The sequence below is a fragment of the Microbispora sp. NPDC046933 genome (assembly GCF_040644635.1).
In the GTDB taxonomy this organism is placed as follows: domain Bacteria; phylum Actinomycetota; class Actinomycetes; order Streptosporangiales; family Streptosporangiaceae; genus Microbispora.
In genome coordinates this window covers 192,056-205,016 of record NZ_JBEYWW010000004.1, presented here as the reverse complement: position 1 = coordinate 205,016, position 12,961 = coordinate 192,056, and the positions used below count along the sequence as shown (strand labels likewise).

General features: G+C 71.9%; 12 protein-coding genes. 4 read left to right on the top strand and 8 right to left on the bottom strand.

What is annotated here, in order from left to right:
• The first annotated feature begins 23 nt into the window (after nucleotides 1-23).
• Nucleotides 24-380 carry a helix-turn-helix transcriptional regulator gene (locus ABZ857_RS07265; RefSeq protein ID WP_079311978.1) on the top strand — a complete coding sequence of 119 codons (357 nt, stop codon included), beginning with the start codon at nucleotides 24-26 and terminating at the stop codon, nucleotides 378-380.
• Between the two features lie 424 nt (nucleotides 381-804).
• On the opposite strand, the gene ABZ857_RS07260 is transcribed toward ABZ857_RS07265, so the two are convergent.
• From ABZ857_RS07260 to ABZ857_RS07245, 4 genes are all read right to left on the bottom strand, one after another.
• Nucleotides 805-1,116, bottom strand: coding sequence for a glyoxalase/bleomycin resistance/dioxygenase family protein (locus tag ABZ857_RS07260; protein WP_357038909.1), 312 nt, complete (start codon nucleotides 1,114-1,116; stop codon nucleotides 805-807).
• Nucleotides 1,117-1,201: 85 nt separating this feature from the next.
• Complete coding sequence (locus ABZ857_RS07255) at nucleotides 1,202-1,987, bottom strand: DNA-formamidopyrimidine glycosylase family protein (RefSeq protein ID WP_357038906.1); 786 nt, start codon at nucleotides 1,985-1,987, stop codon at nucleotides 1,202-1,204.
• A 34-nt stretch (nucleotides 1,988-2,021) separates the two neighbouring features.
• Nucleotides 2,022-2,486 (bottom strand): Rrf2 family transcriptional regulator, encoded by a 465-nt coding sequence (locus tag ABZ857_RS07250; RefSeq protein WP_169979343.1) that lies wholly within the window; start codon nucleotides 2,484-2,486, stop codon nucleotides 2,022-2,024.
• A 66-nt stretch (nucleotides 2,487-2,552) separates the two neighbouring features.
• Nucleotides 2,553-4,469 carry an endonuclease/exonuclease/phosphatase family protein gene (locus ABZ857_RS07245; protein ID WP_357038902.1) on the bottom strand — a complete coding sequence of 639 codons (1,917 nt, stop codon included), beginning with the start codon at nucleotides 4,467-4,469 and terminating at the stop codon, nucleotides 2,553-2,555.
• Nucleotides 4,470-4,703: 234 nt separating this feature from the next.
• Between ABZ857_RS07245 and ABZ857_RS07240 the strand changes: the two genes are divergently transcribed.
• The gene (locus ABZ857_RS07240) at nucleotides 4,704-5,882 is read left to right on the top strand and encodes an ROK family transcriptional regulator (protein ID WP_357038900.1); all 1,179 of its coding nucleotides are present in this window, start codon (nucleotides 4,704-4,706) and stop codon (nucleotides 5,880-5,882) included.
• A 74-nt stretch (nucleotides 5,883-5,956) separates the two neighbouring features.
• Here the strand turns inward: ABZ857_RS07240 and ABZ857_RS07235 are convergent, their stop codons facing one another.
• The 4 genes from ABZ857_RS07235 to ABZ857_RS07220 all read right to left on the bottom strand — a co-directional run bounded on the left by ABZ857_RS07235 (nucleotide 5,957) and on the right by ABZ857_RS07220 (nucleotide 10,771).
• The gene (locus ABZ857_RS07235; RefSeq protein WP_357038897.1) at nucleotides 5,957-7,447 is read right to left on the bottom strand and encodes a glycoside hydrolase family 3 N-terminal domain-containing protein; all 1,491 of its coding nucleotides are present in this window, start codon (nucleotides 7,445-7,447) and stop codon (nucleotides 5,957-5,959) included.
• A 121-nt stretch (nucleotides 7,448-7,568) separates the two neighbouring features.
• Nucleotides 7,569-8,420: a carbohydrate ABC transporter permease gene (locus tag ABZ857_RS07230; RefSeq protein WP_357038894.1), complete on the bottom strand. Its 852-nt coding sequence runs from the start codon at nucleotides 8,418-8,420 to the stop codon at nucleotides 7,569-7,571.
• A complete protein-coding gene (locus ABZ857_RS07225) occupies nucleotides 8,417-9,436 on the bottom strand; it encodes a sugar ABC transporter permease (protein ID WP_357038891.1) in 1,020 nt (339 codons plus the stop codon). Before ABZ857_RS07225 ends, ABZ857_RS07230 begins: the two co-directional genes overlap by 4 nt.
• A gap of 3 nt (nucleotides 9,437-9,439) precedes the next feature.
• Nucleotides 9,440-10,771, bottom strand: coding sequence for a sugar ABC transporter substrate-binding protein (locus ABZ857_RS07220; protein WP_357038888.1), 1,332 nt, complete (start codon nucleotides 10,769-10,771; stop codon nucleotides 9,440-9,442).
• Between the two features lie 215 nt (nucleotides 10,772-10,986).
• On the opposite strand from ABZ857_RS07220, the gene ABZ857_RS07215 reads away from it, so the two are divergent.
• A complete protein-coding gene (locus tag ABZ857_RS07215) occupies nucleotides 10,987-12,159 on the top strand; it encodes an ROK family protein (RefSeq protein WP_357038885.1) in 1,173 nt (390 codons plus the stop codon).
• Between the two features lie 16 nt (nucleotides 12,160-12,175).
• Nucleotides 12,176-12,859 carry a M15 family metallopeptidase gene (locus ABZ857_RS07210; RefSeq protein ID WP_357038882.1) on the top strand — a complete coding sequence of 228 codons (684 nt, stop codon included), beginning with the start codon at nucleotides 12,176-12,178 and terminating at the stop codon, nucleotides 12,857-12,859.
• The last annotated feature ends 102 nt before the right edge of the window (nucleotides 12,860-12,961 follow it).

The window sequence follows — 12,961 nt, the reverse complement described above, 5'->3', positions numbered from 1 at the left end:
CCCCCCTGGGGAGGGAGCGACAGATGATCCTGCTGCGTCAGCTGCTCGGTGACGTGCTGCGGCGGCTGCGGGTGCGGCAGAATCGCACCCTTCGCGAGGTCTCCACGCTGGCGCGTGTCTCACTCGGCTATCTGTCCGAGGTCGAGCGCGGTCAGAAGGAAGCCTCCTCCGAGCTGCTCGCCTCGATCTGCGGCGCGCTCGGGGTCCCGCTGTCCCAGGTGTTGCGCGAGGTGTCCGATCAGTTCGCGCTGGCCGAGCTGCAGGCCGCCCCCGTGCTGGCAGAGCTGCCCGAGCACGAGCGCCTGCCCATCCCCGAGACCGTCCCCTCAGGGCCGGAATTCGAGGGTTTCCCCGAGGTCAAGGACATGGTCGCCGCCTAGGCGGCGTCTGGACGCCCCGCCGCGCCGGCGGTCGGTGTCGCCGCGACCTCGCCTGACCGTCCCCCAGGCCCCATAAGACACGGTCCCTAAAAGACACGGTCCCGATAAGACACGGCCCGACAGGACACGCCCGGTAAGAAGATCAGGCGTGGCCCCGCGCTCGCAGTCCGGGTCGACCCGGACCCGGGTGCCCTGTCCCGATCCCAGGGGCGGGCGCCTGGCCCTCGCAGGTCCGTTTCCGTTCCCGACGTGCCCGTTCGACCCGTTCCCGCTCGGCCACGTTCGTTCGTTCACCCTGTCTCTCCTGTGCCGCGGTCTCGTGGCGCCTGGTCCGTGGCGCCTGGTCAGGTGCCTCGTCTCCTCGCGGCCTGGCGGCCCCATCCCGGCCTCCGTCCCGGGGTCGCCCTCGCCCTGACCGCCGTGATCACGACGCCTGGATCTCGACCACCCTGCCGTCCGGGTCGGTCAGGAGGTGCCGGCCGGGCCCCAGCCGCGGCTGGGTGGTGGCGCCGTCCACGTGGAGACCGAGCCGTACGGCTCCGGTTCTGCGCCCGGTGGTCGCCGGGTACAACTCGAACACCGTGCCGTCGGCCAGGACGGCGGCGTAGTGCTGCGGGCCTCGGCCGTGCCGCTCCCGGGTGAATTCGACGCCGAGCGCGCCATAGAAGGCCTGGCACTCCTCCAGCCGATCGGTGTAGAGGACGAGCAGCGTCACGCGGGCGGTGGCGGCCGGCACGGGAACCCCTTCGTGTGCGAGTACTGCCCAATTGTCGATCAGGGCGGTCGCGGGGACGCCCGTCGGAGGTGTCCCGGGAGCGTTCTCAGTCTCGTTGGCAGGCGGGGCACCAGTAGATCAGCCGTTCGGACGGCTGTGGTCCCATCTCCCCGCCGCTGATCGGGCTGCCGCACCGGGGGCACGGGCGGCGTGCCCTGCCGTACACGAGCAGGGACCGCCCGGGGCGCGGATCGCCCGTCGTCACCGGGAGCGGCGCGTCCTTGCTCGCGTCCATCAGACGGTGGGCGACCGAGACCAGCGCCTCCAGTTCGTCCGGCGGGATCGACCCCACCGGACGCCAGGGGGACACCCGCGCGGCGTACAGCGTCTCGGCGCGCCAGATCGTGCCGATGCCGGCCAGGTCGCGCTGGTCGAGCAGCGCCTCCCCGATCGACCGCTGCGGGGCGCGCAGCAGGTTGCGTACGGCCAGGGCGGCGTCCCAGTCCGGGCCGAGCAGGTCCGGGCCGAGATGCCCCACGACCCGCTCCTCACGGTCGGTCGGCACGAGATCGACCATCCCCAGCCGCGTGCCGACCGCCTGCCACCGGGTGTTGGCGAGGATCAGCCGGACCACGTCGCCCCTCGGCGCCGGGCGGCCCGCCGGGCCCACCCGCCAGCTTCCCTCCATGCGCAGGTGCGTGTGGACCGTGAGCCCGCCCTCCACCCGGGTCAGGAGGTGCTTGCCGCGCGAGATCGTCGTCAGCACGGTCCTGCCGCGCAGATCGGCGGTGGCGTACCGGGGCACCCGGAAGTCGCTGCGGGTCAGCCTCAGGCCGTCGAGGGCCTGCCTGAGCCGCTTGGCGGTCCGGTAGACGGCGTCACCCTCCGGCACGGCTCTCCTCCCGGGAGGATCGGGGACGGGCGGCTCACACCGGCATGTGCGAGTCCCACGCCGCCGGGTCGGCGGCGAGCTCGGTCACCCGGGGCGGCAGCTCGCCCTTGGCGATCTGCTCCAGGTTGACCTCTTCGAGGATGGCCCGCTCACTCGCTCGCAGCGCGATCCACACCTGCTGCAGCGCCTGGGCGGCGCCCTGGTAGCCGACGTGCTCGGGCCGCTCGCCCCGCACGTTGGCCAGCGGCCCGTCCACCGCGCGGATCACGTCGGCGAGCGAGATCTGGCTGGCCGGCCGTGCCAGGACATAGCCCCCCTCTGGGCCCCGCTGCCCGCGCACCAGTCCGGCGCGGCGCATCTGCAGCAGGATGTTCTCCAGATATTTGGGGGGCATCTCCTGCTCCTTGGCCAGCTCGCCCACCGTGGTGGGTCCCTCACCCGCCGCGGCGAGTTCGGCGGCGGCACGGAGGGCGTAGTCGACACGGGCAGAAAGTCGCATGTAGTCGATTATCCCGCCTGGTTGGCATCGGTAGGACGCCCGCCTGCCAACAGGGCCCGGCCGGGCCTAATTCAGGCGCAGCCGTACGACGACCGGGAGGTGGTCGGAGAACGGCACCCGGGGCGCGTCGGCCGCCACCGCGGTGAGCCCGTCCGAGATCAGCACGTGGTCGATGCGCCGTACGGGGGCATCGGCGGGCGAGGTCGGCGGGTCGCCGAACGCCCGCAGCGGGTCGGACAGGCCCGCGGCCTCCAGCACGCGCATCTGGGGATCGGACGGCGTCGTGTTGAGGTCTCCCGCCACGATCACCGGTCGAGGATCGGCCACACCGGTGCCGGGCGGGAGGGTGTTCGCGGCGAGCCGCCGTGCGATCGCCGCCACCTCGGGCGCCTGCCCGCGCGGCTCCTGCAGGTGCGTGTTCACGATCCCCACCTCGTGGTCGCCGACGTCCAGCACGATCGACTGGGCCTGGGCGCCGGTCGGGTAGCCGTGCCGCCCCAGCCGGGTCGAGCCGATCTCGGTGACGGGCAGGTTCGTGAGCAGCGCGTCGCCCCAGAGGCGGTCCGCGGCGGGGGCGAAGTAGTAGCGCATGCCCAGGCCGCGGGCGATTCTCGCCAGGTCGTCGTGCCCGCCGTTCAGCAGCCAGCCCCGGTCCACCTCGCTGAGCAGCACCACGTCGGGACGCCGCGTCGCGGCCCAGGCGGCGATGCGGTCGAGGTCGAGCCGCCCGCCGAGCCCGAAGCCCATCCGGATGTTGTACGCCACGAGCGTGAACTCGTTCCCCGTGATCGTCCTCGTGGCGGGCGGCGACTGCCAGGTGAGGAGGCCGGTCAGCAGGGCCAGCGACACCGTGATCGATCCCCATCGCCGCGGCGCCCGCCGTGCCGCCTGTGCATCGATCCCGGCGGTCCGGTGCCGCCGGGCCGCGCGTACGGCGACGGCGGCGACCAGGACGGCGACCGCCACCGGGACCAGCGCGTTGGGGAACCCCAGGTCGGCGTCGAAGGCCGCGTAGTAGAGGAACGCCCCGACCAGGAACACGAGCATCCCGCACAGCACCGCGACGCCCCCGCGCCTGCCCGCGCTCTCCGCGGCGGCGCCCTCGTGCTGTCCGGCGGCGCCGGCGCAGGCTCCGAGGGCGACCGTCGTCACGAGGGCCGCGGGGCCCTGCTCACCTGCCTCCGCCGTCGCCACCCCGGCGACCAGGAAGAGCCCCGCCGTCCAGCCCCACGACGTCGTCCAGGCGCATACGACGGCCGCGCACAGCGCCGCGACCTGGAACGCGACCGCCAGGGCCGTGAAGGGCGCGCTGTGCTGCCCGGTGTCCTGTGCGAACGTGGCGGGGCCGCCGCAGTACATCCCCGCGAGCATGAGCATCGGTCCGAAGGCGAACCACACGGCCGCCGGGGCGGGGCCGGGCGACGCGGGCGAGAGCCGTACGGACCACAGGAAGGCGACGCAGAGCGCCACGATGGCGAGCCAGGGCAGCGGCCCGTCCCGCCAGACGAGGTCCACCCGGTCGAGGGCCAGGTGGACGATCGACGCGGCGGCCAGGCCGCCCATCAGCCCGGCCGGCACCCATGTGCCCGCCGTCGTCCGCGCGCAGCCGTAGAGGAAGACCAGGCCCGCCGTGACCCCGGCGGAGGCGAGCAGAAGCTGGGGCGTGCCCCCGTCCGCGGCCTGCAGGCCGAGCCGGGCCGCGGCGAGCGCCACCGCGCCCGCCGCCCCGACGATGCGGGGCGACAGGAGCCGCGCCGCGGGGACGGCGGCGAACGGCAGGACGAACCAGAGCGCGGCGTACATCCCCATACTCGCGGGATCGGTCTCGCCCGCCCTGCCGTACAGGGTGATGAGGGACGGCAGGAACACCCGCACCACGTCGAACAGGAGTGCGACACCTGTCACGAGCATGACCAGCGGCCACGGGGGAGCGGAAAGTCCGCGGGTCGGTGTGGTGTGCGGTTGCCCGGCCGTCTCGGTCATGGCGCTCCCTTCGGGCTCATATGAGAGCCATCCTCATGAAACATGGGAGCGTTACCAATAACGTCGACCTGGGGCGATCCCCCGCACTTGTCTGCTCGCTAAGCTTGCTTTAAACCTTGTTATTCATTCACGGGCGTGCATGACCGAAGCGCCACCGGGGGCCGAGCGAACCGGAGGGGCGTGCGTGGGCGCACCGACGGCGAGCCGGAGACTCAGACGATGGGAAGCAGGAGCATGGAGCGACGTCCTGGCGTGCCCCGGCTGCTCCGGGAGATCAACGACCGGGCCGCCCTGGAACTGCTGCTCGCCTCTGGTCCCCTGACGCGCGGCCGGATCGGGGAGCTGACCGGCCTGTCCAAGGTCACCGCGTCCCAGACGCTGGCGCGTCTGGAGGAGCGCGGCCTGGTGGAGGTCGTGGGGGAGCAGGCGGGAAACCGGGGGCCGAACGCCGCGTTGTACGGCGTGATCGCCTCCTGCGCGTACGTCGCGGGGCTCGAGGTGGGGCCCGACCGGGTGTCGGCGGCGATCGCCGACATCAACGGCGACGTGGTGGCCGAGGTGACGGCATCCCCCGAGGAACAGGACGACCCGGTCTCGCTCGTGCACACGGCCGTGGTGAAGGCCTGCAGGAGCGCGAAGGTGGCGCTGTCGCGGCTGCGCGGCGTGGTGATCGGCACGCCGGGCGTCGTCGATCCCCGCACCGGGGACGTGCGGTTCTCCTTCGACCTGCCGCAGTGGCACGAGGGCATCCACGAGGCGCTCGCACGCGACCTGCGCCGGGACGTCACGATCGAGAACGACGTCAACCTCGCCGCGATCGCCGAACGCGCGAAGGGCTCCGCCCAGGAGGTGGACGACTTCGTGCTCGTGTGGGTGGGCCGGGGCATCGGCCTTGCCGTCGTGCTGGGCGGACGGCTGCACCGGGGCCGGTCGGGGAGCGCGGGGGAGATCGGCTACCTCCCGGTGCCCGGGGTGCCGCTCGCCGACGACGTCAGGGCGGTCCCCGGGCGTCTGCCGTCGCTCGGGGGCGGCCTGCAGTCGCTGGTCAGCTCCGAGGCCGTCACCGAGCTGGCCCGCGGGCACGGCTTCGCCGGGGACACCGCCGCCGACTGCGTGACCGCGGCCGTCGCGGCCGGGGCGGCGGGCGAGCCCCTGCTCGACGAGGTCGCCTCGCGGCTCGCGCTCGGCGTGGCGTCGGTGTGCGTGGTGCTCGACCCCGGTCTCGTGGTGCTGGCGGGGGAGGTCTGCCGGGCCGGCGGGTCGGCCCTGACCACCCGGGTGGAGGAGGCGGTGGCGCGTATCTGCCCGGTCCCGCCGCAGGTCGTCACGAGCCAGGTGGAGGGCAACCCGGTGCTGCGTGGCGCCGTCCTCGCCGCGCTCGACCAGGCCAGGGAAGAGATCTTCACCTCCTGAGGAGGCTGCGCCGTCAGGCCCCCGCGGGCCGTGGCGGCGCGCCCGTCCCGGGACGGCGGCGGTGCCCGAGGCGTTCACGCGGTGAGCAGCTCGACGGCCGCCTGAGCGTTGGCGCGGGCCGCGCCGTACGTCGCGATGTAGGCCCCTGCGTCGGGCCGCCAGATCGGCAGGCCCATCTCCACCACGACGGCGTCAGGACGGGCGGCGAGCAGCGCGGAGACCAGGTCGCGGCTGCGCGCATGCCGGTGGGCGTCCTTGACGACCAGGATCAGCGAGCGATCCCGGGACCGGCCGAGCAGCGCCCCGGCGTCGGCCTCCTCCGGCTTGACCCGGACGATCTCGGCCTGCGGCAGCCACGGCGCGATCCCCCAGGGCACCTCGCCCACCGCGATCGTCGGCGGCGTGTCGATCTCGACCACGAACGGATCGACCAGCGGCCCCGCCGAGCCGGTCAGCGACACGGCGCGGCGGGCGGCGTCGAGGCCGACGACGTCGCTCTCCGCCGCCTCCCCGCGCTCGTGCGACGCGCCGAACCAGTCGCGCAGCCGTTCCACCCGCGCGGCGGCCTCCTCCAGCCGCTGGGCCGTGAGCCTGCCCTCGGCGACGGCGTCCACGATGTGGTCCACCATGCCCCGGACGTCCTCCGGCGTGGGCAGCGGCCCGAGGCACAGCAGGTCGGCGCCCGCGGCCAGGGCCATCACCGCGCCCTCCGCGAGCCCCACGCTCCTGCTGATCGCGTGCATGTCGAGGGCGTCGGTGATCACGACGCCGTCATAGCCCATCTCGCGCCGCAGCAGCCGGGTCAGCGTCTCCCAGCTCAGCGTGGCGGGCAGCGTCCCGGTCAGGTCGGGGACCGCCACGTGCGCCGACATGATGGACTTCGCGCCGGCCTCGATCGCCGCGATGAACGGGACCAGCTCGCGCTCCCTGAGCAGGTCGAACGAGGCGTCCACCAGCGGGATCTCCAGGTGGGAGTCCTGATGGGTGGCGCCGTGGCCGGGGAAGTGCTTCACACAGGCGGCGATCCCCGCCGACTGCAGGCCGCGTACGGCGGCGACGGTGTGCCGTGCCACGAGGTCAGGCGAGGAGCCGAACGACCGGGTGCCGATGATCGGGTTGTCGTCGGCGGTGTTGACGTCGGCCACCGGGCCCATGTCGAGGTTCACGCCGCACCGCGCCAGGTCCGCGGCCATCGCGTGGTAGACCCGCTCGGTCAGGGCCACGTCGTCCACCGCGCCGAGCGCCGCGTTGCCCGGGTAGGCGCTTCCGGTGTGGTAGGCCAGCCGGGTGACGTCCCCGCCCTCCTCGTCCAGGGAGACGACCGGGCGTCCCGCCTCGTTCAGGCGGGCGCTGAGCGCGGCGACCTGCTCGCCCTCGGCGACGTTGAAGCCGAAGAGGCAGACGCCGCCCAGACCGTCCTCAAGGCCGCGCAGGACCCAGTCCGGCGCGGTGGTGCCCCGGAACGAGATCAGCAGTGCGCCCGCCGCGAGCCGGTGCAGGCCCCGGTCGCCGGTACGCGTGGACATGTCGGCGGCCCCCGCCAGGGGGTCGCGGGTGGCGGACATGGTGTCTCGGCTCCTTAGGTGACAGTAGATGTGAGGGCGCGCGGGCAGGGCCCGTACGGCCACCGGGTGCGGTGGCCGTACCGGCGGCCTTCGGGAGAGCGGGGTGCCGGCGGCGGTGGGGTTATCCCTTGACCGCGCCCGCGACGAGGCCGGAGACCATCCGCCGCTGGACCAGCAGGAAGAAGACGAGGACCGGGATGGTCATCAGAGTGGAGGCGGCCATGATGCCGCCCCAGTCGGTCGACCGCTGGCCGACGAAGAACTTCAGGGCGACCGGCATCGTGTACTTGCCCTGGTCGTTGATGAGGGTCAGGGCGAAGACGAACTCGTTCCAGGTGGTGATGAAGGCGAAGATGCTCGTCGCCACCAGGCCCGGCGCGACCAGCGGGAACAGCACCCGCCAGAAGGTGGTGAACCGGCCGGCGCCGTCGATCCACGACGCCTCTTCCAGCTCCTTGGGCACGGCCGCGACGAACGTGCGCAGCATCCAGACGGAGAACGGCAGCGTCAGGCCGACGTTGATCACGATCAGGCCCAGCAGCTGGTCGTACAGGCCGATCCGCTTGACCATGGTGAACAGCGGGATCAGCAGCGCCTCGGCCGGCACCATCTGCACGATCAGCAGCAGGATCAGGAACGAGGTGCGGAAGCGGAAGCGGAAGCGCGCCACCGCCGTCGCCGCGAGCAGCGCGAAGACCGCGCCGAGCACGACGGCGCTGAGCGCCACGATCGTGCTGTTCAGCAGGTACTGCCAGATGGGGAGCTCGCCCACGCCCTTGGTGAAGACCCGCTGGACGTGGTCCAGCGACGGCGGGCTGGGGAACGGGATGAAGCTCGTGGTGAAGATCTGGTCGTTCGGCTTGAAGGCCGTGGCGACCATCCAGTAGACGGGGAAGACCGCGAAGAGGAACACCGCGATCCCGGCCGCGTTCAGCGCGACCTGCACGAGCCTCCTGCGCGCGAGCGGGTTCATCGGATGTCGTCCTCCGTCTTCACGATCTGCCGGACGTAGACGAGGGTGATCAGCAGCAGGATCACGGTCAGCACGACCGCGATGGCGGCGCCGAGGCCGAGCTTCGGCGCGCTGCCGCCGAACGCCTCGGCGTAGCTCCACAGTGAGAGGTTGAACGCGTCCCGGTTCGTGGTGCCGCCCGCCAGCAGGTAGAGCTGGGTGAACACCTTGAAGTCCCAGATGATCGACAGCACGACCAGCACCGAGAACACCGGCTTGAGCAGCGGAAGCGTGATCCTCCTGAACGTGGTGACCGCGCTGGAGCCGTCCATCTTCGCCGCCTCGTACAGCTCCGACGGGATGCTCTTCAGACCGGCGAGCACCGACACCGCGATGAACGGGAACGACGCCCACACCACGGCCACGATCAGCACGAAGTAGAGCGTGGACGTGTCGTTGAACCAGGGCTGCCCGCTCCAGTCCGAGCGGCCGAACAGCAGGTTCGACAGCCAGTCGGGCAGGAGGTTCAGTGTCCAGTTGACGACGCCGGCGTCCGAGTCGAACAGCCACTTCCACACGATGGCCTGCGCGGTCGGAGGCGTGGCCCAGGCGGCCATGATGCCGACGATCACGAACGTGGACATCTTGCTACCGAGGCGGTTCAGCAGCAGGCCGACCAGCGTTCCGAGGACGAGCGTCAGTGCGACGGTGATGAGGGCGAAGACCACCGTGTTGCGCAGCGACGTCCAGAACAGGGGCGAGCCGAGGACGCTGTTGTAGTTGTCCAGGCCGACGAAGTCGGCGGGCGCGGGGTTGACGGCCTTGATCTGCCGGAGCCCGACCTTGTGGAAGGACATCTCGACCATCTGGTACATCGGGTAGAGGAGCAGCACCGCGATGACCAGGAAGCCCGGCAGGAGCAGGACGTACGGGACGGCCTTCGGGGGGAGCCCCGACCGGCGCGTCCGCTTGCGACTGCGCCGCGACGGGGCGGAGGTGTCGGCTCCGCCCCGGGCGAGGGTTGACGTGTGAGTCATGATCTACTGGTTGAGGATCGTCTCAAGCTCGGTGTTCGCGTCCGCCAGAGCCTGGTCGACGTTCTTCTTGCCCTCGATCACCTCACGCGCCGCGTTCTGCAGGACGGCCTTGGTGTCGTTGGCCTCGGCCCAGTTGGGGCTGGCCGGGAAGCCCTTGGCGACCTTGAAGGTGTCCGTGAACGGCTTCTGTGCGGGGTCGCTGCCCATCTCGGCGAGCGCGTCGGGGTAGAGCGGGAGCAGGCCGCCCTCCTTGGCGTACCGGACGCCGAACTCCTTGCCCGCGGCGAGCTTGACGTACTCGAGGGCGAGCTCGGGGTTCTTGGCGTCCTTCCAGACGGCGATGTCGTTGCCGCCCTGGAAGGCCGGGGCCGGGCCGGAGCCGTCCTTGGCGGGCAGCGAGAAGAAGCCCATCTTCGACTCGTCGACCTTGCCCTTGCTCTGCTCCTTGATGGCGGCGATGTCCCACCCGCCGGTGACGTACATGCCGACCTTGCCGGCGGCGAAGCGCTGGGCGATGTCGACGGAGTTCTGCGTCAGGCGGCCCTTGCCGGACACGCCGTCCTTGGAGACCAGGTCCGTGTAGAACTGGAAGCCCTCCTTGAAGCCCGGCTGGGTGAGCTGGCCCACCCACTTGCCGCCCTCGAACTTGGCGAAGTCACCGCCGGCGGACCAGACGAACGGCGACAGCGACATGTTCGCGTCGGAGCCGCCGTTGAAGGCGAAGCCGTCGACGTCCTTGCCCTGCTTGTCCACGATCTTCTTGGCTGCCGCGACCAGGTCGTCCCAGGTCTTGGGGACCTCGATGCCGAGCTTGTCGAACCAGTCCTTGCGGTACAGGACGGCGCGGGTGCCGCCGCCCCACGGCACGGCGTAGATCTTGCCGTCGATGGTCTCGTAGCTCCACAGGTTCTGCGGGATCTGCTGGAGCTCGGGGTCGCTCTTCGCGGCGTCGGTGATGTCGGCGAGCGCGTCCTGGGCCACCCAGGCGGCGACCTGGTCGTTGCCGAACTCGGTGACGTCCGGGCCCTCACCGCCGGCGAGCGCGGTGGTCCACTTCTTCTGGGCGTCGGGCCAGGGGATCCACTGGACCTTCGCCTCGGCGCCCGTCTTCTCCTTGAACTTGGCGTTCAGGTCGTCCATGTATTTGGTGAAGACGTCGGTGGGGGCACCGAGTCGCCACACGGTAAGAGTCTGGCCGGCGAACTTGGGACCGCTCGCGGCGGCGGAGGACGACGGGGCTGTCGTGCTTCCGGAGTCGTCGCTCGAGCAAGCTGCGAGTCCCAGGGCCAGGGCAGCGGTCGCAGTGGTCGCGACCGCGATCTTCACGATCTTCACGATGGGTCTCTCCCTTCCCGGCTTCGCGTCGGGGGTGCGCCTCGTGGGGGGTGTCGGCGGGCCGCTCACCTGCTGGAAGGCGCTCTCCTTTCGGTCGGCGCTCTGGCGTCCCGAGGCTGATCGGTTGCCTCCGGGCTGGCTGGCGATAAACTAACAAGAAACTTTCTTATAAAAAAGACCGCGTTAGCGGATCGTGACGAGAGGGGAACCAGCCGGTGCCTCAACGACCGGGTACGCCTCGGCTGCTTCGGCAGATCAACGACCGCGCGGCATTGGAACTCCTCATCTCCAGGGGCCCGCTGACCAGGGCCGAGTTGGGAGAGCTTACCGGGCTGTCCAAGGTCACATCCGGCCAGCTCCTGGCCCGGCTGGAGACGCGCGGGCTGGTCACGGCCGCGGGGGAGCGCCCCGGCGGGCGCGGCCCCAACGCCGCGCTGTACGGGGTCAACCCCTCCAGTGCGTACGTCGCGGGGCTGGAGGTGCTGCCGGACAGCGTCACGGCCGCCGTCGCCGACATCACCGGCACGGTCGTCGCCCAGGTGACCGTGGACCCGAGCGAGGCCAGCGACCCCGTGCGCATCGTCCACGAGGCCGTCCAGCGGGCCTGCGGGACGGCCGGGATAGAGCTCACCCGGCTGCGTTGCTTCGTCATCGGCACGCGCGGGGTGGTCGATCCGCTCACCGGCGACGTGCGCTACTCGGTCGACCTGCCCACCTGGCACGTCGGCATCCTGGCCGGGCTGCGCACCCTGCTCGGCGAATGCGTGATCATCGAGAACGACGTCAACCTGGCGGCCCTCGCCGAGCAGACGTACGGCGCCGCGCGGGGCGCCGACGACTTCGTGATCCTGTGGACCGGCGTCGGCCAGGGCCTCGGCGTCATGCTCGGCGGCCGGCTGCACCGCGGCATCACCGGCGGTGCGGGCGAGATCGGCTGGCTGCCCGTCCCCGGGGAGCCGCTGCCGAGCGCGGTCACCGCGCCGCAGACCGGCTCCTTCCAGCGCCTCGTCGGAGGAGAGGCGCTGTGGAACCTGGCCCGCGCGCACGGCCTCGCCGCCGACCTCCGGGATGCCGAGGTGGCCGACCTGGTCCGTACGGCCATGAACGCCGGCAACGACGCCTTCGTCGAGGACCTGGCCGGACGTCTCGCGGTCGGGGTCGCGGCGGTCTCCGTGGTCCTCGACCCGGGCCTCGTCGTGCTCGGCGGTGACGTGGGCAGGGCCGGCGGCGTTCACCTCGCGGAGCGCGTCGAGGAGGCGGTGGCGCGGGTGTGCCCGAGCCGTCCCACGGTGGTGGCGACCGGAGTGGAGGGCAATCCCGTTCTCATGGGTGCGATCGTCGCGGCACTGGACCGAGCACGTGAAGAGGTCTTCTCGGACACTGTCTGACGGTAGGTTGATCCTCATGCCCGACTCTCCGAATGATCGCTCCACCGTGCCCGGCCTCGCCGAGGGCCCGGTGCTCATCTCCGATCCCCGCGTGACCTCCATCCAAGTGAACGAGTGCGGGGAGAAGCTGAGCGACGTACGGGGGCGGCTGCGGGTGGACGGGCGGCTCGCCGACCCCGCCGGGGCCTACGCTCACCTGCGCGAGGGCCTGCTCGCCCGTCTGGAGGAGGCCCAGGAGCGCCTGCCCGCCGGATGCAACCTGGTCGTGGTCGAGGGCTACCGCCCGCCGGCGCTGCAGAGGAAGTACTTCGAGGAGTACAAGGACGAGTTGCGGGCGGCGTTCCCCCAGATGCCGGATGCGGAGCTGCACGTCGCCGCGAGCCGGTACGTCTCGCCGATCGAGGTGGCCCCGCACACGGCGGGCGCGGCCGTCGACCTCACGCTGTGCGGCGACGACGGGGTGGAGCTCGACATGGGCACGGCGGTCAACGCGACCCCCGAGCAGAGCGGCGGCGCGTGCTACACCGCCGCCCCCGTGGGAGCCGAGGCGCGGCGCAACCGCGACGTCCTGCGTGCGGCCCTGGAGGCGGCCGGGCTGGTCAACTACCCGACCGAGTGGTGGCACTGGTCGTACGGCGACCGCTACTGGGCCATGACCCGCCGCGCCCCCGCCGCCATCTACGGCCCCGTCGAACTGTAGGGATCGGGGCGGCCTCGTCGCTGGACCTGCTGTGGCCGGTGGCGGTCGCCGGGGCCTGCCGGCCGTACCTGAACCCGTAGACATCGGCCCGCGGAGCGTCAC

Coding starts and splice junctions, on each gene's coding strand:
- ABZ857_RS07265 (WP_079311978.1), top strand. CDS start 24: ATGATCCTGCTGCGTCAGCTGCTCGGTGACGTGCTGCGGCGGCTGCGG.
- ABZ857_RS07250 (WP_169979343.1), bottom strand. CDS start 2,486: ATGCGACTTTCTGCCCGTGTCGACTACGCCCTCCGTGCCGCCGCCGAA.
- ABZ857_RS07245 (WP_357038902.1), bottom strand. CDS start 4,469: ATGACCGAGACGGCCGGGCAACCGCACACCACACCGACCCGCGGACTT.
- ABZ857_RS07240 (WP_357038900.1), top strand. CDS start 4,704: ATGGAGCGACGTCCTGGCGTGCCCCGGCTGCTCCGGGAGATCAACGAC.
- ABZ857_RS07235 (WP_357038897.1), bottom strand. CDS start 7,447: ATGTCCGCCACCCGCGACCCCCTGGCGGGGGCCGCCGACATGTCCACG.
- ABZ857_RS07230 (WP_357038894.1), bottom strand. CDS start 8,420: ATGAACCCGCTCGCGCGCAGGAGGCTCGTGCAGGTCGCGCTGAACGCG.
- ABZ857_RS07225 (WP_357038891.1), bottom strand. CDS start 9,436: ATGACTCACACGTCAACCCTCGCCCGGGGCGGAGCCGACACCTCCGCC.
- ABZ857_RS07210 (WP_357038882.1), top strand. CDS start 12,176: ATGCCCGACTCTCCGAATGATCGCTCCACCGTGCCCGGCCTCGCCGAG.